Origin of the sequence: Paenarthrobacter sp. NPDC090517, from assembly GCF_044769165.1 — a bacterium.
Taxonomy (GTDB): Bacteria; Actinomycetota; Actinomycetes; order Actinomycetales; family Micrococcaceae; genus Arthrobacter.
The window spans coordinates 71,497-92,068 of the sequence record NZ_JBIVXN010000008.1 but is presented as its reverse complement, the minus strand read 5'-3'; the positions used below and the strand labels follow the sequence as shown (position 1 = coordinate 92,068).

22 protein-coding genes are annotated in these 20,572 nt (G+C 62.0%); 17 read left to right on the top strand and 5 right to left on the bottom strand.

Translation table 11 applies throughout. The features are described 5' to 3' along the window. The first annotated feature begins 22 nt into the window (after positions 1–22). Complete coding sequence (locus ACIQTW_RS19890; RefSeq protein ID WP_402940643.1) at positions 23–724, top strand: FadR/GntR family transcriptional regulator; 702 nt, start codon at positions 23–25, stop codon at positions 722–724. Here the strand turns inward: ACIQTW_RS19890 and ACIQTW_RS19885 are convergent, their stop codons facing one another. Beyond that, the gene (locus ACIQTW_RS19885; RefSeq protein ID WP_402940640.1) at positions 725–1,693 is read right to left on the bottom strand and encodes an AraC family transcriptional regulator; all 969 of its coding nucleotides are present in this window, start codon (positions 1,691–1,693) and stop codon (positions 725–727) included. A 184-nt stretch (positions 1,694–1,877) separates the two neighbouring features. On the opposite strand from ACIQTW_RS19885, the gene ACIQTW_RS19880 reads away from it, so the two are divergent. The 9 genes from ACIQTW_RS19880 to ACIQTW_RS19840 all read left to right on the top strand — a co-directional run bounded on the left by ACIQTW_RS19880 (position 1,878) and on the right by ACIQTW_RS19840 (position 12,051). After that, positions 1,878–2,027, top strand: a complete 150-nt coding sequence (locus ACIQTW_RS19880) for a hypothetical protein (protein ID WP_402940637.1) — start codon at positions 1,878–1,880, stop codon at positions 2,025–2,027. Between the two features lie 127 nt (positions 2,028–2,154). Continuing rightward, complete coding sequence (locus tag ACIQTW_RS19875) at positions 2,155–2,943, top strand: SDR family oxidoreductase (RefSeq protein WP_402940634.1); 789 nt, start codon at positions 2,155–2,157, stop codon at positions 2,941–2,943. Between the two features lie 49 nt (positions 2,944–2,992). After that, positions 2,993–4,234, top strand: coding sequence for a styrene monooxygenase/indole monooxygenase family protein (locus ACIQTW_RS19870; protein ID WP_402940631.1), 1,242 nt, complete (start codon positions 2,993–2,995; stop codon positions 4,232–4,234). A 27-nt stretch (positions 4,235–4,261) separates the two neighbouring features. Beyond that, complete coding sequence (locus tag ACIQTW_RS19865; protein WP_402940628.1) at positions 4,262–6,013, top strand: flavin reductase; 1,752 nt, start codon at positions 4,262–4,264, stop codon at positions 6,011–6,013. 42 nt (positions 6,014–6,055) lie between these two features. Further along, on the top strand, positions 6,056–7,687 hold the full coding sequence (locus tag ACIQTW_RS19860) for a phytoene desaturase family protein (RefSeq protein WP_402940625.1): 1,632 nt from the start codon (positions 6,056–6,058) through the stop codon (positions 7,685–7,687). A gap of 7 nt (positions 7,688–7,694) precedes the next feature. Continuing rightward, positions 7,695–8,501, top strand: a complete 807-nt coding sequence (locus ACIQTW_RS19855) for a cyclase family protein (RefSeq protein WP_402940622.1) — start codon at positions 7,695–7,697, stop codon at positions 8,499–8,501. Next, positions 8,498–10,174 carry a thiamine pyrophosphate-binding protein gene (locus tag ACIQTW_RS19850; RefSeq protein WP_402940619.1) on the top strand — a complete coding sequence of 559 codons (1,677 nt, stop codon included), beginning with the start codon at positions 8,498–8,500 and terminating at the stop codon, positions 10,172–10,174. Before ACIQTW_RS19855 ends, ACIQTW_RS19850 begins: the two co-directional genes overlap by 4 nt. A gap of 99 nt (positions 10,175–10,273) precedes the next feature. Next, a complete protein-coding gene (locus ACIQTW_RS19845; RefSeq protein ID WP_402940616.1) occupies positions 10,274–11,419 on the top strand; it encodes a zinc-dependent alcohol dehydrogenase in 1,146 nt (381 codons plus the stop codon). Between the two features lie 53 nt (positions 11,420–11,472). Then, a complete protein-coding gene (locus ACIQTW_RS19840; RefSeq protein WP_402940613.1) occupies positions 11,473–12,051 on the top strand; it encodes a hypothetical protein in 579 nt (192 codons plus the stop codon). An 87-nt stretch (positions 12,052–12,138) separates the two neighbouring features. Here the strand turns inward: ACIQTW_RS19840 and ACIQTW_RS19835 are convergent, their stop codons facing one another. Continuing rightward, positions 12,139–12,570: a universal stress protein gene (locus tag ACIQTW_RS19835; RefSeq protein ID WP_054808808.1), complete on the bottom strand. Its 432-nt coding sequence runs from the start codon at positions 12,568–12,570 to the stop codon at positions 12,139–12,141. Positions 12,571–12,730: 160 nt separating this feature from the next. Here ACIQTW_RS19835 and ACIQTW_RS19830 point away from each other — a divergent pair, with 160 nt between their 5' ends. After that, positions 12,731–13,537, top strand: coding sequence for an SDR family oxidoreductase (locus ACIQTW_RS19830; RefSeq protein ID WP_402940610.1), 807 nt, complete (start codon positions 12,731–12,733; stop codon positions 13,535–13,537). A gap of 108 nt (positions 13,538–13,645) precedes the next feature. Continuing rightward, entirely contained in the window at positions 13,646–13,855 is a 210-nt protein-coding gene (locus tag ACIQTW_RS19825) for a dodecin (RefSeq protein WP_011773002.1), read from the top strand. A 62-nt stretch (positions 13,856–13,917) separates the two neighbouring features. Here the strand turns inward: ACIQTW_RS19825 and ACIQTW_RS19820 are convergent, their stop codons facing one another. Beyond that, the gene (locus tag ACIQTW_RS19820; protein ID WP_402940607.1) at positions 13,918–14,799 is read right to left on the bottom strand and encodes a helix-turn-helix transcriptional regulator; all 882 of its coding nucleotides are present in this window, start codon (positions 14,797–14,799) and stop codon (positions 13,918–13,920) included. Between the two features lie 186 nt (positions 14,800–14,985). Between ACIQTW_RS19820 and ACIQTW_RS19815 the strand changes: the two genes are divergently transcribed. From ACIQTW_RS19815 to ACIQTW_RS19795, 5 genes are all read left to right on the top strand, one after another. Further along, a complete protein-coding gene (locus ACIQTW_RS19815) occupies positions 14,986–15,807 on the top strand; it encodes an aldo/keto reductase (RefSeq protein WP_402940604.1) in 822 nt (273 codons plus the stop codon). Between the two features lie 13 nt (positions 15,808–15,820). Next, positions 15,821–16,792, top strand: coding sequence for an aldo/keto reductase (locus ACIQTW_RS19810; RefSeq protein WP_402940601.1), 972 nt, complete (start codon positions 15,821–15,823; stop codon positions 16,790–16,792). Next, positions 16,789–17,826 carry an NAD-dependent epimerase/dehydratase family protein gene (locus tag ACIQTW_RS19805; RefSeq protein WP_402940598.1) on the top strand — a complete coding sequence of 346 codons (1,038 nt, stop codon included), beginning with the start codon at positions 16,789–16,791 and terminating at the stop codon, positions 17,824–17,826. The genes ACIQTW_RS19810 and ACIQTW_RS19805 overlap by 4 nt, the downstream gene beginning before the upstream one ends. A 61-nt stretch (positions 17,827–17,887) precedes the next feature. Then, complete coding sequence (locus ACIQTW_RS19800) at positions 17,888–18,718, top strand: aldo/keto reductase (protein WP_402940595.1); 831 nt, start codon at positions 17,888–17,890, stop codon at positions 18,716–18,718. A 5-nt stretch (positions 18,719–18,723) separates the two neighbouring features. Then, positions 18,724–19,767: a lactonase family protein gene (locus ACIQTW_RS19795; RefSeq protein WP_402940592.1), complete on the top strand. Its 1,044-nt coding sequence runs from the start codon at positions 18,724–18,726 to the stop codon at positions 19,765–19,767. A 74-nt stretch (positions 19,768–19,841) separates the two neighbouring features. Here the strand turns inward: ACIQTW_RS19795 and ACIQTW_RS19790 are convergent, their stop codons facing one another. Further along, positions 19,842–20,072 (bottom strand): hypothetical protein, encoded by a 231-nt coding sequence (locus tag ACIQTW_RS19790; protein WP_017197047.1) that lies wholly within the window; start codon positions 20,070–20,072, stop codon positions 19,842–19,844. After that, positions 20,069–20,266, bottom strand: a complete 198-nt coding sequence (locus tag ACIQTW_RS19785; protein ID WP_017197046.1) for a hypothetical protein — start codon at positions 20,264–20,266, stop codon at positions 20,069–20,071. Before ACIQTW_RS19785 ends, ACIQTW_RS19790 begins: the two co-directional genes overlap by 4 nt. Between the last annotated feature and the right edge of the window lie 306 nt (positions 20,267–20,572).

The following is a 20,572-nucleotide window of genomic DNA, read 5'->3' as shown; positions in this document are numbered from 1 at the left end:
GGAGTATAGGAAATGGGGATACATGGCACGCAAGTCGCTGGTCGGCGTTGTCGCTGACGAGCTGCTGGACCGGATCATCGCGGGCGAGTTTCCGCCTGGAACGGTAGTCCCGGGAGAGCTGGAGCTCAGCGCCAAACACGAGGTGAGCCGGATGACTGTGCGCGAGGCCATGAAAACCCTCGAGGCGCAGCGGATCCTTAGCGTCGAACGGGGCCGCGGAACGTTCGTCAACCCTCTCAACCAATGGGCATCTCTGGAAGCCGTGTTGCGTGCGGCCTCGGAGGGAACCAAGGATGCAGCTGCCGCGATCCAGCTGATCGAACTGCGGCGCATGCTTGAAACCGGCGCCTGCGAACTGGCCGCTGAACGCATCTCGGACGATGAACTCACGGCCCTCAAAGAGCATGTGGAAAAGATGCAGGCCGCCCACGAGACCAATGACCTCGCCGCCTTCGTGGAAGCAGACCTTGCCTTCCACGACGTGATCCTTCACGCCTCAGGCAACGTCTTTGTCGCCGTGCTCTTCGAGCCGCTGCACCGGGTCCTCGAAGCCCGGCGGACCGAAACCTCAGCCTTCCCGGAGATCCAGGAACACGCCATCGGGCACCACCGGAAGATCGCGGCCGCTTTGGAATCGCGCAATCCCAATGATTCACGGCTGGCCATGGATGCCCATATGCAGCAGACGCTGGATGACCTGAAGACGTACGTGCTGGAGGCGTAGCTACCGACGCAGGCTCACGCTGGGCAGCTCGCCGAATGCCTTGACGTACAGCGCCGAGAACCGTCCTTGGTGCGTAAACCCGCACAACTCCGCAATGGCAGTGACGCTCTGCTCCCGCGGGTTCGCTTCCAAGAGCATCTCCCGGGCTCGGTCCAGCCGGATACTGCGCAACATGTCCGACGGCGTGGCACCGGTTTCCGCCCGAAGCGCCGTTTGCAGCGTACGGACCGAAACGCCCAAGCACTCGGCAATGTCCGGCACCGTAAGTTCCTCGAATGCATGCCGCTCCAACAGCTCGCGGCATTCACGGACAAGCCGGCTTTCGGACTCCGCGTCCTGGGTCTCGCCACTGGGCAACTCCATCGCCATCAGCAAACGTGACATCATGCTGTCCGCCAGCAATCCCTGAACGAACGCAGGGGCACTGGAGGCGGGCTGGCTGATCATGTCGTCATGAAGTTCGACGACGGACCTCAAGAACGCCCGGCCGCTGCCGCTTGAGAGATCCATGCCATAGCCCAGGTCAACAGCACTGTCGCCGTACAACTGCTCGGCCACGCGCTCCATCGCCGAGTGCCGCACATAGACAATCAGGTGCGGACTGCCGCTGTCCCAACTCATGGAAAAGGGCCGGTCGACCGGCGGAACGGTGGCCACACTCGGACTGGATTCCACAGTGTTTGTACCCACCTGCATGGAAGCGTGCCCGGCCAGCGGAATCTGCACCAGATGGAAATCCTGCAGTCCCTCAGGTTCTATCCGAACGTCCGCACCGTAGTCCAGGAACTCGATGCCCACGTCGCCGCGATGCAACGAACGCAGCTTCATGTCCATCAACGATGCGCGCGTGCGTGGAGCGAGCTCATGGCTGCAGAACAGCTCCGCGATCTTGGCATGTGCTTCGTCCACATCCTTTGTGGCCACCGTCGGTTGTCCCCGCAGAACATCACGGGCAAGAATCCTGACCATCCGCCACCTACTTCACGGGTAATTGCACTCCACATTTAAACGGCATTTTGCAGCTTTTCGCCTTTCGGATGATCCCCGCGCCAAGTGGATATTCCGCAGTGCAGCGGCTGTCTAGAGTCGCCTTTAAGACAAGTATGACGCAGCTCACAAAACCATAACAGTCGTGGAAGCGAGGTGAGGACAAGTGAAGAACATCAGAGTGGTACATGACCGCAGGGACGAGTGGGACAGGAGCCACTTCGAACTCTGGGCGGCGGAGCTACAGGCCAGGGAAACCCACCTCACTTCCGCGGCGTGGGTTGGTTGGCATGAAGAAGAGGAAGATCCTGCGTAATTCGGATGATCCTCGCGCCAAGTGGATATTCCCACCGGCAGCGGCTGCCTAGAGTCGCTAGCAGGATAAATATGACGCACGTCATATCTTCGTAACAGCATCATCCCCACGCGAAAGGGTTCGGCACATGTCAGCACTCAAGGGCAGGACGGCAATTGTTACCGGTGGAGCCACCAAGGTGGGGCAAGGCGTAGTCTCGGCGCTTCGGGACGCGGGAGCCACTGTGGTGGTTGCGGACATAGACCCCGACGGCGCCTCGCTCACCGCCGGGCTGGGCGAAGGAATCACCTACTCCCACACTGACATCACCGATGACGGCGCCGTGGAACGGTTGGTCAGCGAAACCGCTGCTGCACATGGGGGCCTGGACATTCTGGTGAACCTCGCCTGCACCTACAAGGACGACGGCGGAGCTTCCGGTCGCGCCGACTGGCTCGACGCACTCAATGTCAACCTTGTTAGCGCTGTGGTGGCAAGCAACGCGGCCCGCCCCTACCTGAAAGCCTCCGGACACGGTGCCATCATCAACTTCACCTCCATTTCCAGCTCGGTGGCCCAGACCGGCCGCTGGCTCTACCCGGCGAGCAAAGCCGCGCTGGTCCAAGTCACCCGGAGCATGGCAGTGGACTTCGCAGGGGACGGCATCCGGGTGAATTCTGTTAGTCCCGGTTGGGTGTGGAGCAACATCATGGAATCCCTCAGCAACGGGAACATTGAGAAGACAGACTCCGTCGCCGCGCCTTTCCACGCACTCAAGCGCGTCGGTCGCCCGCAGGAGATAGGCGACGTCGTCGCGTTCCTCGCCGGCGACCAGGCAAGTTTCGTGACCGGCGCTGACTGGGCTGTCGACGGCGGATACTCGGCTTTGGGCCCGGAACGCGCCGAAGAAGCCATCCCCTTGCTCGCCGCCAACTGACCATCGCAACCAGACACTCGCAACCAGACCCAGAGAAAAGGGCAACACTATGACGCAACGCCATATCACCATCGTCGGAGCCGGTCAGTCGGGGCTGCAGCTCGGCATCGGTCTGCTCGATGCCGGATACCAGGTCACCACGATTTCCAACCGCACGCCCGAGGAGATTGCCGGAGGCAAAGTGGCCTCCAGCCAGTGCATCTTCCACAACGCCCTGGAACACGAGCGCGCGTTGGGTCTGGATTTCTGGCCGGACGCCCCCACCGTGGACGGCATCTCCTTCACCATCCCGCACCCCGAACTTCCAAGTGAGAAGGCCATCAGTTGGGCTTCCCGCCTGGACAACCACGCCAAGTCGATCGATCAGCGCGTGAAGTTCCCCAAGTTCATGGAGGAGTTCACTACAAGGGGCGGCGAGCTGGTGTTCGAGGATGCCGGCGTAGCTGAGTTGGAAAGGTACACACAGAAATCAGACCTGGTGATCGTGGCGGCCGGCAAGGGCGAGATCGCACAGCTGTTCACCCGCGACGCCGAACGCAGCACCTACGACGCCCCGCAGCGCGCACTGGCCCTGACCTACGTGAAAGGCCTGGAGCCCCGGCAAGAGTACTCCGCGGTCTCGTTCAACCTCATCCCCGGGGTTGGGGAATACTTCGTTTTCCCGGCACTGACCACTACCGGTCCTTGCGAAATCATGGTCTTCGAAGGAGTTCCGGGCGGGCCCATGGATACCTGGAAGGGCCTGTCCCCCGAAGAACACCTGCAGAACTCAAAGAACATCCTCAACACCTTCCTTCCTTGGGAAGCCGAACGGGCCACGAATGTGGAACTGACCGATCCCAACGGCGTGCTTCAGGGTCGCTTCGCGCCCACCGTCCGCCACCCGATTGCTACGCTGCCGAGCGGCAAGCAGGTACTAGGCCTGGCCGACGTCGTGGTGTTGAATGATCCGATCACCGGGCAGGGCTCCAACAACGCCAGCAAATGCGCGGCGTCGTACTTGGACAGCATCATTCAGCACGACGCTGGAGCTTTCGATGCAAGCTTTATGGAGGCCACGTTTGAGAGGTATTGGGACTACGCCCAGCACGTTGCACACTGGACAAATGCCCTCCTGGCCCCACCCCCGCCCCATGTTCTTGAGCTCCTGGGGGCTGCGAACAACGAACCGGACATCGCGCACCGCTTCGCCAACGGCTTCAACCATCCTCCGGAATTCCAGGACTGGTTCATGTATCCCGCCAAAGCCGCGAGCTATCTTGCTGACCTGTCGGCCGCCAAAGTTTCATAGCACAGCCCTGCTAGCAAGGACACCATCATGCGAAAGATAGCAATTATTGGGGCCGGCGAGTCCGGGGCCCAGTTGGCCCTTGGCCTCCAGCGGGCAGGCTACGCCGTGACGCTCCTGTCCGATCGTTCCGCAGCCCAAATCCGCACCGGCAAGGTCATGTCCAGCCAGTGCATGTTCTCCACAGCCTTGGATGCTGAAGCCCAGATGGGCACAGCGCTCACCCAGTTCTATGAATCCGGATCGGTCCCAGGCATCAACTCCATCCGACTGCACGTGGACGCGGACGACCCCATTGAGTGGGACGCCCCCTTGGATGGCCCGGCCCACTCCATCGATCAACGGATCAAGAGCGCCCTCTGGATCGAGACGTTTGTTGCATCCGGTGGTGACTTCCGCATTGAGAAGGTCACCCCGCGGGTGCTCGAAGAACTCGCCCATGACTACGAGCTGGTCATTGTGAGCACCGGCAAGGGCGAGATCGGCCAGATCTTCCCCCGCGACAAGGCAAAGTCACCCTTCGACCGGCCGCAGCGGGTGCTGGCGCTAAACTACGTCAAGCCCGACGGCGGCGCTTTCGCCGATTCACCGGCAAGCACCTCCAGCAGCGGCAATGCCATTCGCATGTCCATGGTCCCCGGCGTCGGGGAGTTCTTCACTTTCCCCGGCCTGACCGTTTCAGGTCCTTGCCGCATGATGGTGTTCGAAGGGGTGGTGGGCGGCCCCATGGACCGCTGGACCGATGTCGGAACCCCGGAAGAGCAGCTGGAGCGTTCGCTGGAAATCCTGCGCGAACATTTCCCGCACGAGGCCGAAAACTTCGCCAACGCGGAATTGACGGACGACGGCGCCACGCTCCTGGGGCGCATCACGCCCACGGTGCGTTCCGCCGTCGGGGAGCTTGGCAACGGGAAGCTGGTGTTCGGGCTCGGTGACGCCGTGGTCCTTAATGATCCCCTCACCGGGCAGGGTTCCAACAACGCCACACTGGCCGCGAAGTACTACCTTGACGCGATCGTTCGCCGCGGCGAGCAGCCCCTTGACCGCGCCTGGATGGAGCGCACGTTCGACGAGTTCTGGCGCGGGTGGGGCCAATGGGCAGTGGAGTGGACCAACGACCTGCTGAAGCCGCGCCGGGATCACCAGAAGACGCTTCTCAGTGAAGCTGCTGAGCACCCCGCTTTGGCGGCAAGCATCGTGAGCGGCTTTGATGATCCTCGGACGTCGTACCCATGGTGGTTTGACTCAGCTGCAGCCGTGGACTTCATGCAAGCCCGCAAAGAAGAGGACACGTCGGCTTTCGATGTCCGGGATTTCCGCAGCGCCTTGGGTCAGTTCGCCACCGGCGTCACCGTGGTCACAACAGCCTCGGCAGACGGTCGAAAAGTGGGCATGACGGCCAACTCGTTCACGTCGGTGTCCATGGATCCGCCGTTGGTACTCTGGTGCCCCAGCAAACGCGCGCCCAGCTTGGACGATTTCGAGGACGCAACGCACTTTGCCATCAACATCCTGGCCAGTGACCAGCATGTGCTGTCCCGCCAGTTCGCCACACCGGCCACGGATAAGTTCGCCGGCGCGGAAACCACAGAGGGCATCGCCGGAATTCCCCTGCTGGAAGGCGCAGTGGCCACCTTCCAGTGCCGAACAGTTTCGCGACATGACGCCGGGGACCATGTCATCTACGTGGGTGAAGTGGAAAGCTACAAGCACGACGGCGGCGCTCCCCTGGTGTTCCATGGCGGCAAGTACCACGCCACCGCCAGCCATCCGGATTTCTAGGCAGTCCCTTTTCACTTCTGTGTACTTCTGAAAGGTGCGGGTATGGACGATTCCCTTGACGTCGCGATCATTGGATCAGGCATTAACTCCTTGGTGGCGGCGGCTGAGTTGGCCTTGGCCGGGAAGCGCGTGTGCATTGTGGAGCGCTCGGACCGGCTGGGCGGTTTCATTCAGTCAGCCGAGCGGACCCTTCCGGGCTTCATCCACGACTCCTTCTCTTCCTGGCACCCGTTATTCGTGTCCGGCGGCGCCTACGGGGCGCTGGGTAAGGAACTGCACGCCAGGGGCCTGGAGTACTGCAACACCACCGGCCCAGTGACGGCCAGTGTTGCTGCGGACCCGACCACCGGAGCCCACCGCGTGGTCATTGCCCAGCGTGATCCGGCTGAGACGGCTGCTGCGTTCAAGGCCCCTGGTGATCAGGCCGCCTATATGGCCATGTTGGATGATCTTGGGCGGAATGCCGGCACCATTTTTGGTGCCTTCGGGGCGGAACTCCGCTCGTTCGGGGAGGTGGCCAAGATTGCGCTTGGGGCTGTTCGCCGCGGTCGCTTCAGTGGCACGGAGGCTTTTATCCGGGATTCGGTGATGAGCGGCCGGAACTACACCCGCAGCCGCTTTGACGGGTGGGAAGCAGACCAGCTGTGGTCTCCTTGGCTCTTGCACGCAGGACTCGGCCCGGACCAAGCAACAGGGGGTGTCATGCTGCCCGTGATGGCCATGAGCATGCATGGCTTCGGACTCCCGATCGTAAAAGGCGGGGCATCAAGGTTCGTGGCGGCCTTTGAGTCGTTGCTGCGCGACAACGGGGTCCGGATCATGCTGGGCGCGGAGGCCGAGGAGATTCTGGTGGCTGAAGGGTCAGTGGCTGGAGTGCGGACTTCACAGGGAGTAGTTTCTGCCAAGACGGTGCTCGCAAACGTTTCGCCCCAAGCCCTCTACTCCCAGCTACTTCGCCAAGCGCCGACCGGTACTGCCGAAGCCGCCGAACGCTACCAAAACGGCCGCGGCGCCATGCAGATCCATCTGGCTTTGGACAAGCCTGTGGAGTGGCTCGATCCGCGGCTCAATGAGGTTCCTCTGGTTCACATCAGCAATGGCTCGGACAGCACCGGGATCGCCTGCGCCCAGGCAGAAGCCGGCCTGTTGCCCAGCGAACCCACCGTGGTGGTGGGGCAGCAATGCGTCCTGGACCCGTCCCGCGCTCCGGAGGGCAAGGCCACGCTCTGGCTGCAACTCCAGGAAGTCCCCTTCTCTCCCATCGGTGATGCGGCGGGCCGACTGCCAGTTGGTGAAGGTTGGACCCACGAACTGAAACAGGGCTACCTGGAACGGGTCCTCGACCGATTGGAGCAGTTCGCTCCAGGAACCCGCGCCACGGTCCTGGCCTCAGACATCATCGCTCCCACGGACCTGATGTCCGCGAATCCCAATGCCGTCAACGGCGACCCCTATGGTGGCTCCGCGGAACTCTTCCAAAACTTGCTCTGGCGACCCTTTCCTGCGGCGGCAGGCCACCAAACCGCCGTCGACGGTCTCTGGCACATCGGCGCTTCCACCCATCCGGGCCCTGGCCTCTCAGGTGGCTCCGGACACCTGGTGGCCCAAAAACTGAAGGCACCACCCTCACGGCTTTCCCGTATTCAAGCAGCACTGAAACCAAGCAAGCGATAGGAGAACAATGTCTGTTCTGGCCGGGCTCACTGCAGCCCTCTCGAGTGGTTCGGTGGAAATCATCGATCTCACCACGCCCCTGAGCTCCGAAACCCCCATCCTGAACCTGCCGCAACCGTTCGCGAACACCGTCGGGTTGTCGGTCTCGCCGGTGAGCAGTTTCGACGACGCTGGCCCCGCCTGGGCGTGGAACGACGTCACCGTAGGCGAACACGCCGGGACGCACCTCGATGCCCCAGTTCACTGGATCACCGGCAAGGACGGAAAATCCGTGGACCAGATCGAACCACACCGGCTGGTGGGTCCCATTGCGGTCATCGACAAGACCGCCGAGGTTTCCGGCAATCCTGATTTCCTGTTGGAACCGGAACACTTCGAGCAGTGGCAAGAACAGCACGGTGCCTTCCCTCAGAATTGCTGGGTCATTTTCCGGACCGGTTGGGCGGCACGTGGCACTGACGCGGCGGCGTTCGTCAACGCGGACGACGCCGGTCCCCACACTCCGGGGGTCTCTGCCGCGGGTGCCAAGTGGCTTGCCGGTAACACCTCAATCAGCGGTTTCGGTGTTGAGACCGTGGGCATCGACGCCGGCCAGGCCGGTGCCTTGGATCCGATGTTCCCTGTCCACTCCTTCCTCCTGGGCGCCGACAAGTATGGCGTGACCTCGCTGCGGAACGTGGACCGGCTTCCCGTCACCGGCGCCACGTTGGTGGTGGCACCATTGCCGATCGTGGGCGGCACGGGCAGCCCCAGCCGTGTGTACGCACTGGTTGAAAAGGACAGGATTGCAAACGACACGGTGGAAACAGCATGAGCGAGCAGGTACGGGTCTCCACACTGGTAGGCAGGACGCTGGCGAAGCTCGGTGCCGGGCATGTTTTCGGCGTGGTCGGCTCCGGCAACTTCGATGTCACCGGCACCCTCATGGCCGAAGGCATCGGGTTCACAGCAGCCCGGCATGAGGGCGGCGCCGCGACCATGGCCGACGCCTACTCGCGGATGTCCGGCAAGGTGGGTGTCGTGACCACGCATCAAGGGTGCGGGCTGAGCAACGCCATCACCGGAATCGGCGAGGCAGCGAAAAGCCGCACCCCCATGATCGTTCTCACAGCCGACACCCAAGCCGCAGCGATCAGGTCCAACTTCAAGATCGACCAGGACGGACTGGCCCGCAGCGTCGGGGCGGTGGCCGAGCGCATCCACTCCCCCGCCACGGCCGTCGCGGACACCGTTCGGGCTTTCCGGACGGCGGTGAACGAGCGCCGGACAGTGGTCCTTAGCCTGCCACTGGACGTCCAAAGCGGCTCCGCGGCAGACGAGGTGAGTGCCGTCGTCGTGCCTGAGCCGTTGAAGGTGCGCCCGGACGCTGCCGCCGTTGAGGAATTGGTGGTACTGATCGCGGCCGCGGAACGGCCCGTGTTCGTCGCCGGACGCGGCGGACGTGGTGCACGGGACGAGATCCTGGAACTCGCGCGGCATGCCGGCGCCTTGGTGGCGACGTCCGCGGTGGCTAGTGGGCTGTTCAATGGTGACTCCCACAACCTCGGCATCTCCGGCGGTTTCTCCTCCCCGCTGACCGCCCAACTGATCAGCGGTGCGGACCTGATTGTGGGTTGGGGTTGCGCGCTGAACATGTGGACCATGCGGCACGGGCGGCTGATCTCCGCAGGCACCAAAGTGGTGCAGATCGACGTCGAAGACTCCGCACTGGGCGCCAACCGTCCCATCACCCTTGGCCTGCTGGGTGATTCGGCGTTGACAGCGCTGGATGCTCTGACGGCGCTGCGCTCCAGGCAGTCCGAGCCCGCTGAAAAGTACCGCACCGAAGCCAACGCCTTGGCCATCAAACAGGGCTCCAGATGGCGGGACGTCCACACCGAAGACCTGTCCACGGCAACGTCCATCGATCCCCGAGTCCTCACCCGCGAACTCGACACTATGCTCCCTGCCGAGCGGATCGTGGCAGTCGATTCAGGCAACTTCATGGGCTACCCCAGCCAATACCTCGCCGTGCCGGACGAGTTCGGGTTCTGCTTCACCCAGGCATTCCAAGCAATCGGGCTCGGACTCTACACGGCCGTCGGCGCCGCCCTCGCCCAACCGCAACGGCTCCCTGTCCTGGGTGCCGGGGACGGTGGATTCCTCATGGGCATCAGCGAACTCGAGACCGCCGCCCGGCTCAAACTCCCCCTGGTGTGCATCGTCTACAACGACGCAGCCTACGGGGCAGAGGTACACCACTTTGCTTCGGAGCATTCCGAGAAGGATCTCTCCAGCGTGGTGTTTCCCGAGACCGACATCGCTGCCATCGCCCGCGGCTTCGGCGCTGAAGGCATCACCGTGCGGACCGTGGCGGATCTGGATGCCGCGCGCCCCTGGATCGCCGCTTACCGGGCCGGAACGCAGGACCGGCCGCTGGTCATCGACGCGAAGATTGCCTCAGATGGCGGTTCGTGGTGGCTGGCCGAGGCCTTTCAAGGCCACTAACTGCGGGGCTCCCCAGCTTGGAAAAAGAACTGGACACAGATAATAAGGAGGCTTAGCATTTTTACCTGTATCGACAGCTAGCTGTTGGAGGCGGCGAAAATGCGAGCGATGGTGTACCGCGGCCCTTATAAGGTCAGGGTCGAAGAAAAAGATATCCCCCGGATTGAGCATCCCAATGACGCTATAGTCCGGGTAACCGGAGCCGCGATCTGCGGCTCAGACCTGCACCTGTATCACGGCATGATGCCGGATACGCGGGTGGGAATGACCTTCGGGCATGAATTCGTGGGAGAGGTCCACGAGGTTGGCTCGTCGGTGGAAAACCTACAAGTCGGGGACCGCGTGATGGTGCCCTTCAATATCTACTGCGGGTCCTGCTACTTCTGCGCCCGCGGTCTGTATTCCAACTGCCACAACGTCAATCCGAACGCGACGGCGGTGGGCGGCATTTACGGTTACTCCCACACCACCGGTGGTTACGACGGCGGCCAGGCGGAGTTCGTGCGCGTGCCGTTCGCCGACGTCGGGCCCACCAAAATTCCCGAGTGGATGGATCAGGAAGATGCGGTGATGCTCACCGACGCCCTGCCCACTGGCTACTTCGGGGCGCAATTGGGTGACATCGAACAGGGTGACACGGTGGTTGTGTTCGGGGCGGGGCCCGTCGGACTCTACGCGGCGAAGTCGTCTTGGTTGATGGGTGCGGGCAGGGTCATTGTCATCGACCATCTCGAGTATCGGCTGGAGAAGGCCCGGACGTTTGCCCACGCGGAAACGTACAACTTCACGGAATACGACGACATCGTGGTGGAGATGAAGAAAGCAACGGACCACCTGGGCGCAGACGTGGTGATTGACGCCGTCGGAGCTGAAGCTGACGGCAACCTGACCCAACACATCACGTCGTCGAAATTCAAGCTGCAGGGCGGTTCGCCTGTTGCTTTGAATTGGGCAATCGATTCCGTCCGTAAAGGCGGAACGGTGTCGGTGGTGGGTGCCTATGGCCCGATGTTCAGTGCAGTGAAATTTGGCGATGCCATGAACAAGGGGCTGACGCTGCGGATGAACCAGTGTCCAGTCAAAAGGCAGTGGCCCCGGCTGTTCGAGCATGTCCAGAATGGCTACCTGAAGCCCAGCGACATCATTACCCACCGGATTCCGCTGGAACACATCGCCGAGGGTTATCACATCTTCTCGGCCAAGCTGGATGACTGCATCAAGCCGATCGTGACCACGGCCGCCTAGACGGCTGATCAGGCTTAGTGCCAGCTGGAGCAGGCAAAGCAAGGAGGAACATCATGCCGTACACAGCAGAAAGGCCCCGACCAAGGCCAACGCCCGAGGAGCTCCGGGCCAAAATCCCGGGCTGGGGCGTGGACCTGGACCCCAAGGATCGGCCGGCGTTTCCGCGCGAGCAACGCGGGATTCCCACGGGGGCGCATTGGGACTTCCCGGAGCGCCAGGAGGAAAAGTGGCCACGGGAACGCTCTATTGAGCACAAGTTCCTGACACCTGTTTTTGGTACATCAACCCCACCAAAGGGTGTTTCAGGAGCTATCCGGAAGTACGCCTATAAATACAGCGAAGGGCGGGCGGCGCACTGGCTGCTCCTGATCGCAGGTGACCGAGTCGACGCTTGGGAGAGCCACTTGCGGTCATTTGGCACGCTGCATCCGGATAACCCGATCACGGAAACCGGCGTGCTGAGCGAGTTCAAGAACCACGGTTGGGCTTCTCGGCGGGGCAGAAAGCGTGCAGACACCAAGCACCAGTGGATGGACCCGATCATCGTGGCCGGGCCGTGGCTCCTGGTGGGCACTGGCGTGGTCCTTGTTCTCAAGGGCCTCACGAAAGCCGCCGGGAAAACCCGCCGCTAACCCAACCGGGAGACAGCCACAACTAAGTAGCAGCACAGGCCGTTCTGAGCTTCCAGAACGGCCTGTGCTGCTACCTACATACGTTGGCTACGCGTCGACGTCGGTGTTCACGATGTACACGTCGCAGGGAGCACCATGCGCCACGCTGTTGGCGATGCTGCCCAGAACGCGGCCGAGGCCCTTCATGCGCTTGTTGCCCACCACGATCAGCGAGGCGTTGTTGGTCTCGGCATAGTTGATGAGGGCGTTGGCCGGAGTGCCGCGGGCCGCGAAGTACTTGATGTTGCCGGCGGGAACGTCCAGCTCTTCGGAGACCTTGCGTGCCACGTATTCCGCGGAGTCCGCCGAGGAGACGGTGATGCGGTCGCTGCCGCTGCCGAACTCTTCGATGCGGTCATCGGAGAAGCCGCTGATCACGTGCAGTTCGGCACCGAGAGCGGTGGCGAGCTTCGCTGCTGCCACTGCTGCGCGCTTGGCCGTCTCGCTGCTGTCAACGCCGACCACAATAACTTCTGACATGAGTACTCCTGGTTGTGGGGATTCACTAGGTGCTGCTGCAAGAAATCTACACTCGATCACCCCGCACCGGGATGACCCTTTTGCGCCGGGAGTGTTTACGGCGGAAATCCGAGGGTAGGGATAAATCGTAGGAACGATCACACGACCGAAAGGCACGACAATGAGCGACGCACCATTCTCCCCGCAGACCGCCATCGTCACGGGATCGGATTCCGGCATCGGAAAGGCCACTGCGGTGGCCTTGGCCAAGGCGGGCATGGACGTAGGAATCACCTGGCACTCGGACCAGCAGGGAGCTGAGGAAACCGCGGAGGAGGTCCGCGGCTTGGGCCGGAAAGCTGTGGTCCACCAACTGGACACAACGGATGTCCAGGGAACAGCTGCAGCCATCGACAAACTCGCTGAGGAACTTGGCGGCGTGGACGTCTTCGTCAACAACTCCGGAACCGGCGATGGCACTAAATTCCTTGAGCTGGACTACGACACGTGGATGTCCACGTTGGACACCAACCTCAACGGGGCTTTCGTCGCAATGCAAACAGCAGCCAAGCGTATGGTGAAGGCCGGCCGCGGTGGGCGGATCATCGCTGTCACCAGCGTTCATGAGTTCCAGCCGAGGGTTGGAGCCTCGGCGTACGACGCGTCCAAGCATGGCCTGGGTGGCCTCATAAAAACCATGGCACTGGAACTCGCTGAGCACGGCATCACTGCCAACAACGTGGCGCCGGGCGAAATCGCCACTCCCATGACAGGCCAGGAGGATGAGGACCCCACCAAGAAGGAACGGCCCGGAGTTCCGCTGGGGCGCCCCGGCGATGCCCGGGAAATCGCCGCTGTCATCGCCTTCCTGGCATCACCGGATTCCAGCTACGTCAACGGCGCTTCATGGCCGGTGGACGGCGGAATGTTGCAGATGGGACCGCAGGCAGGTTCGCACATTATCAGCAACGACTGGCGCGAAAGCTAAGCCCATGCAGACTCTGGCCGCACGGTGATCCGTGGGCTAGTCTGCATGGACGGCCTGCCTGGCGGGCCTGATTTTCCAGAGATTCGTAAGACGTTGATGAGGAGCACCATGGCTGGCCACACATATAGCGTTTCCGAAATTGTAGGAACTTCCACCGAGGGCGTTGACGACGCGATCAAGAACGGCATCGCAACAGCCTCCCAGACCCTGCGGAACCTGGACTGGTTTGAGGTCAAGGAAATCCGCGGCCACCTCGAGGACGGCGCAGTTGCCGACTGGCAGGTCACCATCAAGCTTGGTTTCCGCCTGGAGCGCTGATTACCCCTTTACCCACCCCGTGAGATGGCAGTTGACGCCCATGTTTTCGGAAAACATGGGCGTCAACTGTCGTCTCGACGCGCGGGTTCGGGTCTGCGAACGGGCACGGCGGCCGCCTCGCCGAGGCTCAGGAGGGTTAAAGCGTCCGACGACGGCGAACCTGCCTTCGCGGAATAGATCCTCAGCATCTGGTCGGGGTCGTCCGGGAGACTCAGCGTCTCAAAGTTCAGTTCCAGGTCACCCACTATCGGGTGGTGCAGCCGCACTGTGCCAGCGGATCGCGATGCCACCCTGTGCCCGGCCCACCACTGCCGGAAATGCTCGCTGTGCACGGCAAGCTCGCCCACGAGTTGGCTGGTCTGCGGATCGTTCGGATGCCGGCCCACGTCCATCCGGAGGGCACCCACAGCTTCAGCGGCTACGGTTTTCCAGTCTCTGAACAGCTGCCCCGCCAAGGGATCCAGGATGATCCAGCGGGTCAGGTTCCTCTCCCCGGCGGGGAGTGAGGGGAAGTCGGTAAAGAGCAGGTGGGCCATCCGGTTTCCGGCCAGGACATCCGCGCGCCTGCCCAGCACCATGGCAGGAACGTCACCGACGGCGTCGAGCAGCTGTCGGAGCCCTGGCCTCACCTTTTGCACGGGACCGGGATTACCCGCGGAACTTGCACAGTGCTCCAGGAGGTCCATCATGTGAGCATGCTCCCCGGCATCCAGGCGCAGAGCGCGGGCCACAGAGTCGAGGACCGCCTTGGATGGGTGGATGTTGCGTCCCTGTTCCAGACGGGTGTAGTAGTCGGTGCTCACTCCGGAGAGTCTGGCAACTTCTTCGCGGCGGAGTCCGGGCACCCTGCGGGCACCGCTGGACTCTTGCGCTCCAGCGTCCTCCGGTGAGAGACGGGCACGCATGACCTTGAGGAATTTACCGAACTCGGCGCTTTGACCCATCCGTCCATTCTGCCGTTCGGGGCGTGTGAAAGACCACCATTTTGGGTAGGACTACCAGACCTAGGAAAAACAGGATCAGGTTGGACTGCTGACTCTGCCGCCAAAAGTGAATAGGCTCAGTACAGAGCCTCCGAAAACGCTTTCTGGAGTGTCACCACCATAACCATTCCGTCGAAGGAGACCGTCATGCCAGAGCTGACATTGAACAACGGCGTCACCATCCCCCAGCTCGGATTCGGTGTCTTCCAAGTACCTGCTGAGGAAACGCAGAAGGTCGTGGAAGACGCCTTGGAAGCCGGCTACCGTCACATCGACACCGCGGCTGCCTACCGCAACGAGGCAGGAGTCGGCGCTGCCGTCGCGGCCTCGGGGATCCCCCGCGAAGAACTCTTTATCACCACCAAGCTCCGCAACGGGGAGCAAGGCGAGGCCTATGACGCCTTCCAGCGCAGCCGCGACGCCTTGGGCCTTGAAGTTATCGACCTGTACCTGATCCACTGGCCGGTCCCTTCGCAGGGCCTCTACACGCAGGCGTGGAAAGAGATGGAGAAGCTGTACCAGGACAAGCAGATCCGGGCCATCGGCATCTCCAACTTCCTCTCGGACCACTTGGACACGTTGCTAAAAGAAGCAGATGTAGTTCCCGCCGTAAACCAGATCGAGGTCCACCCCACGTACCAACAGGGCGAGCTGGCCAACAAGTGCCGCGACCTCAGCATCGCCGTGGAGGCTTACAGCCCGCTGGGCCAGGGCAAGGACCTGAACTCCGAGCAGGTAGCCCTGGTGGCGGCTGCCCACGGCACTACTCCTGCACAGGTGATTCTGGCCTGGCATCTCGCGCAAGGGACCATCGTGATCCCCAAGTCCGCGGATTCGAAGAGGATGCGCGAAAACTTCGGCGCGGCCGATCTTACCCTCACCGAATCCGAACTGGCTGCCATCACGGCACTTGAGGCGGGCGCCCGCATAGGGTCTGACCCCGCCGTCGCTGCTTTCACCCAGCTCTAAGAAAAGGACAAACATGCAGTACACGCATCTGGGCCGTTCCGGCTTGAAAGTTTCACGTCTCTGCCTGGGCACCATGAACTTCGGTCCGCAGACGGACGAAGCGACAGCGCACTCGATCATGGACTCTGCACTGGATTCCGGCATCAACTTCTTCGACACCGCCAACGTGTACGGAGGAACCGGACACCGCGGCTGGACCGAGGAAATCATCGGTCGATGGTTCGCGAAGGGCGGCGAGCGCCGCGAGCGCACCGTCCTGGCCACCAAGTTGTATGGCACCATGACGGACCGCCCTAACGAGTCCAAACTGTCGGCGCTCAATATCCGCCGTGCACTCGATGCCAGCCTGAAGCGGCTTCAGACGGACTACATCGACATTTACCAGTTCCACCACATCGATCGGGATACGCCGTGGGACGAGATCTGGCAGGCTATCGAGGTAGCTGTCCAGCAGGGAAAGATCCTGTACTCGGGCAGCAGCAATTTTGCTGGTTGGCACATCGCCCAAGCCCAGGAAGCTGCCCGGAGGCGGAATTACACGGGTCTCGTCAGCGAACAGTCCATCTACAACCTGTTCCGGCGCGAAGTTGAGCTGGAAGTCATTCCTGCCGCGCAGCAATACGGCCTTGGCCTGATCCCGTGGTCCCCGCTGCAGGGTGGGCTCCTTGGTGGTGTGCTGAAGAAGGAAGAGCAGGGTGTTCGCCGCACCGAGGGCCGGGCTCTGGAGACCCTCATGAAGCATGAGGAGCAGATCCGCCAGTACGAGGATTTCGCGGATGAAGTGGGCCATGCGCCCGGCGATGTAGCGTTGGCTTGGCTGCTTCACCAGCCTGCCGTGACAGCTCCGATTGTGGGACCTCGAACCCAGGAGCAGCTTGACGCTGCTATCCGCGCTTTGGACGTCACCCTGAACGAGGACGCTCTCAAACGCCTCGACGATATCTTCCCGGGCCACCGCACCGCCCCCGAGGACTACGCCTGGTGAGCAGTTCCCGTCCCACCACCCTCGGAACGGCAGCGGACACCGTCTCACCGCGGAACATCCTGTTCATTGGCGGGACCGGGGTTATCAGTGCGGCGGCGGCTGAACGCGCCGTCGCATTGGGCCACCGGCTGACCATCCTCAACAGGGGACGGTCAGCTGGCAGGCCGGTGCCGGACGGCGCGGAAATACTCCACGCGGACGTTCGGGACGCCGCCGCCGTGCGCGAGGTACTTCAAGGAAGAGAGTTCGACGCCGTTGCGGACTTCATCTCCTACACACCGGATCAGGCTCGGGCCGGGTTGGAACTATTCCGGGGGCGGACCGGACAGTACGTTTTCATCAGTTCTGCTTCGGCGTACCAGAAGCCACCCACTACGCTGCCGATTCGGGAATCAACGCCGCTGAAAAACCCGTTCTGGCAGTACTCGCGGGACAAGATCGCTTGCGAGGAACTGCTGTTCGAGGCCTACCGTGAGCAGGACTTCCCGTTGACAGTAGTCCGGCCGTCCCACACTTATGACCGGACCAAGATCGCGATGGTGGGCGGCTGGACCGACATCCACCGGATGCGAGCCGGAATGCCGATCATGGTGCACGGCGATGGAACGTCCCTTTGGACGCTGACCCATACCCGGGATTTTGCCAAGGCCTTCGTCGGTCTTCTGGGCCGGCCGCAAGCCGTGGGTGAGAGCTACACGATTACCTCTGACGAGTTCCTGCCATGGAACCAGATCTACCGCTTGTTTGCGCGTGCGGCCGGGGTGGAAGAACCGGAACTGTTCCATGTTTCTTCGGACACCATCGCAGCCCACAGCTCGGAGCTCGGACCGAATCTGTTGGGCGACCGCTCGCACTCCGTGGTGTTCGACAACTCCAAAATCAAGGCACTGATCCCCGGTTACAGCGCCACGATCCCGTTTGCTGATGGCGCCAGGGAGATCGTGGAGTGGCATGACACCCATCCTGAACTGCAGATAGTGAGCGAGGATTTTATGGAGTTGAGTGACCGGCTCCATGAATGGTCCTTGCGGTAGCTGTTGCCAAGCAGCAAGCGGCCAGCGTAGAACAGCAACAGACCCAAAGGAGATCACGCGCATGACAATTGCCCCGCTCATTGAACTCAACGACGGCCACAAGATCCCGCAACTGGGCCTCGGAACCTGGCCGTTGAATGATGCCCAGGTTGCCGATGCCGTGGTGGAGGCGGTGTCGCACGGTTACCGCCATGTGGACACGGCGAAGAAGTACGGCAACGAGAAGGGCGTGGGCAACGGTATCCGGGCTTGCGGGGTGAATCGCGAGGAACTCTTCATCACCACCAAGTTGGACGGTGAGTTCCAAGGCTCCGGTAAAGCTGTGGCAGGGCTGGAAGGTTCGTTGGAGCGTTTGGGGCTGGAATATGTGGATCTCCTCTTGATCCACTGGCCGCTCCCCCGCCGCGGTGAATTCGTGTCCACATGGAAGACCTTCGAGGAACTGCAGGCCTCCGGCAAAGCACGATCCATTGGTGTTTCCAACTTCAAGCCCGCCCACCTGGACCAACTGTTCAGGGAAACTGATGTTGTTCCGGCGGTCAACCAGATCCAGGTCAGCCCCTCTATTCCGAGGCCTGCCGCCCGGGCTTTCAACAAAGCGAACGGCATCATCACCGAGTCGTACAGCCCGCTGGGAGCCAGCAGCGACCTCTTGAACGCGCCAGTGCTGGCCGGAATCGGCAATAAATACGCTAAGACGCCTGGCCAGGTGGTGTTGCGCTGGCATATCCAGCAGGGCTTGGTGGCCATACCCAAAACCGCAAATCCGCAAAGAATGAAGGAGAACCTGGACATTTTCGACTTTGAACTGGACCACGACGACCTCACCCGATTGCAAACCCTCGACGCCGGACCGGACGCCGGTGTGGACTCAGACGTACAGGGGCACTGATCATCATGGCTACTCAAAAGACGCTCATCTGGGTTGGTTCCTACACAGCCGACAGGAACGCCAACGGCGAAGGCATCGTCGCGCTTTCGGCCGATGATGACGGCCAACTGACGTCCCTTGGCTTGGCGATCGCCGCCGACTCGCCGTCGTTCCTTGCACTGCACCCTTCACTCCCGGTGGTTTACGCCGTAGCAGAGGAAGGCAAGACCGTGCGGGCGTATCGCCGGACGGGGGATGCTGAGCTGGAGGCTTTTGGCGATCCCTGGCCCGCCGGCGAAGCGACCTGCCACGTAGCCACCGACCCGCAGGGACGCTTCATTGTGGCCACCTGCTGGGGTGACGGCCAAGTCATCTTGTATGAACTGGATGACGATGGTTCCATCACCTCGCGCACCAGCGCGGCGGCCGCCGTCGACCCCCACACCGCAACGTCTCCGGACGAGCAGCGACCCAGCCGGGCGCACTCGAGCCTGATGCTCCCGGACGGGCGTGTCATGACCACGGACTTGGGGCATGATCTGGTCAGGGCGTGGCAGTACTCCCCGGCCGGGGGCCTGCAATTGGATCACCAGGTGATCCTGCCGAAGGGCTCCGGGCCCCGGCACATGGCCCGCCATCACAGCGGAACAGTGTTTGTGGACACCGAATATTCCGTGGAAGTGGCCGCCCTTCGGATGGAACCGGACGGCACCTACGAGCTGACAACCATAGTTCCGGCGAGTGCCGCAGGGGCAAAAGAGGGCGACGCCGGCGCGGAGATTGCACTCTCGCCGGACGGCCGCTTCGCTTATGTCGGCGTGCGGGGATCCAACCGCATTTGTGTTTTGAAGGTGTCGCACGGCGGGGCTGAGCTGGAGCCCGTCGCGGATCTGCCGTGCGGCGGCGAGTGGCCGCGCCACCACCTGGTCCGCGAGGGCTGGCTGTACGTCGCCAACGAAGGCTCGGACGACGTCGTGAGCTTCAAACTGGACCGTGAAACCGGCTTGCCGGGCAGCGTTGTGAGTCGGGTGGAGACCGGCTCTCCGAGTGTGCTGATTCCCGCCGGTTAACTACCGCCGAGATGGCATTTAATACGTATGATCCGCTCAGACATTGGTATTAGATGCCATCTCGGCGAGTCTTTTCAGGCGGTCCAGACCTCGACGTCGTCCGTTCCGCAGATGAGCCGGCGGCCGGTCGGCTCGAGGATAACCCAGAGCAATTCCTGGTGCTTGGAAACGTCGTCCACGCGGCCGGTCCCGGCGCCCCACGCGACGTCGTAGATCCACACGGGATCGCCGGAGCTGAGTTCAGTCCACTCAGCCGCCGGTACGTGGCGGTAATCAGCGGGCCTGTTCAGGATGGTGCTGGTCATGCCGACACTTCAGCGGCAGTGCGGCGCCGCCACACAGTGGGTACACCATTGTGCGCCGGGAGGATGTGGCCTTCCGCGAAGACCTGGACGGCATCCGGATCGGAGTCCGGGCTCCACAGGCCTGACGCCGGGCAGTGGGAACCGGTAGGCATGACGCGGGTGGCTCGTTCGCGCAGGAGGGCGATGCTCTTCATCGTTGAAACTCATCCTTGGAGGTAGATCGGGGGCGTTTTTGTGAAGCAGATCTCTTCAACCCTATGCAAGTCACGCGGGCTTGGTTATGGGCATGTGCATAGCGTTTTGCTGTGGAGTGATGCAAGGGCACAGCGGCATTTTCAACAGATTTCGGTTAGAACACCTGCAAGCGCTTCCATTCAGTAAGAAAGAGAGGACGTTTTTACCTTTTGTAATCGTGAAATTTTCTGGATTTACACTGCGCAAGCGCTTACAGTTGTGACTTGTCACACAGCACCTATGCCCCACAGCACTGTCGCTTAGCG

What these genes read in the sequence shown, in the direction of transcription:
- ACIQTW_RS19890 (WP_402940643.1), top strand. Translation starts at nt 23, where the DNA reads ATGGCACGCAAGTCGCTGGTCGGCGTTGTCGCTGACGAGCTGCTGGAC.
- ACIQTW_RS19885 (WP_402940640.1), bottom strand. Translation starts at nt 1,693, where the DNA reads ATGGTCAGGATTCTTGCCCGTGATGTTCTGCGGGGACAACCGACGGTG.
- ACIQTW_RS19875 (WP_402940634.1), top strand. Translation starts at nt 2,155, where the DNA reads ATGTCAGCACTCAAGGGCAGGACGGCAATTGTTACCGGTGGAGCCACC.
- ACIQTW_RS19870 (WP_402940631.1), top strand. Translation starts at nt 2,993, where the DNA reads ATGACGCAACGCCATATCACCATCGTCGGAGCCGGTCAGTCGGGGCTG.
- ACIQTW_RS19865 (WP_402940628.1), top strand. Translation starts at nt 4,262, where the DNA reads ATGCGAAAGATAGCAATTATTGGGGCCGGCGAGTCCGGGGCCCAGTTG.
- ACIQTW_RS19860 (WP_402940625.1), top strand. Translation starts at nt 6,056, where the DNA reads ATGGACGATTCCCTTGACGTCGCGATCATTGGATCAGGCATTAACTCC.
- ACIQTW_RS19855 (WP_402940622.1), top strand. Translation starts at nt 7,695, where the DNA reads ATGTCTGTTCTGGCCGGGCTCACTGCAGCCCTCTCGAGTGGTTCGGTG.
- ACIQTW_RS19850 (WP_402940619.1), top strand. Translation starts at nt 8,498, where the DNA reads ATGAGCGAGCAGGTACGGGTCTCCACACTGGTAGGCAGGACGCTGGCG.
- ACIQTW_RS19845 (WP_402940616.1), top strand. Translation starts at nt 10,274, where the DNA reads ATGCGAGCGATGGTGTACCGCGGCCCTTATAAGGTCAGGGTCGAAGAA.
- ACIQTW_RS19840 (WP_402940613.1), top strand. Translation starts at nt 11,473, where the DNA reads ATGCCGTACACAGCAGAAAGGCCCCGACCAAGGCCAACGCCCGAGGAG.
- ACIQTW_RS19835 (WP_054808808.1), bottom strand. Translation starts at nt 12,570, where the DNA reads ATGTCAGAAGTTATTGTGGTCGGCGTTGACAGCAGCGAGACGGCCAAG.
- ACIQTW_RS19830 (WP_402940610.1), top strand. Translation starts at nt 12,731, where the DNA reads ATGAGCGACGCACCATTCTCCCCGCAGACCGCCATCGTCACGGGATCG.
- ACIQTW_RS19825 (WP_011773002.1), top strand. Translation starts at nt 13,646, where the DNA reads ATGGCTGGCCACACATATAGCGTTTCCGAAATTGTAGGAACTTCCACC.
- ACIQTW_RS19820 (WP_402940607.1), bottom strand. Translation starts at nt 14,799, where the DNA reads ATGGGTCAAAGCGCCGAGTTCGGTAAATTCCTCAAGGTCATGCGTGCC.
- ACIQTW_RS19815 (WP_402940604.1), top strand. Translation starts at nt 14,986, where the DNA reads ATGCCAGAGCTGACATTGAACAACGGCGTCACCATCCCCCAGCTCGGA.
- ACIQTW_RS19810 (WP_402940601.1), top strand. Translation starts at nt 15,821, where the DNA reads ATGCAGTACACGCATCTGGGCCGTTCCGGCTTGAAAGTTTCACGTCTC.
- ACIQTW_RS19800 (WP_402940595.1), top strand. Translation starts at nt 17,888, where the DNA reads ATGACAATTGCCCCGCTCATTGAACTCAACGACGGCCACAAGATCCCG.
- ACIQTW_RS19795 (WP_402940592.1), top strand. Translation starts at nt 18,724, where the DNA reads ATGGCTACTCAAAAGACGCTCATCTGGGTTGGTTCCTACACAGCCGAC.
- ACIQTW_RS19790 (WP_017197047.1), bottom strand. Translation starts at nt 20,072, where the DNA reads ATGACCAGCACCATCCTGAACAGGCCCGCTGATTACCGCCACGTACCG.
- ACIQTW_RS19785 (WP_017197046.1), bottom strand. Translation starts at nt 20,266, where the DNA reads ATGAAGAGCATCGCCCTCCTGCGCGAACGAGCCACCCGCGTCATGCCT.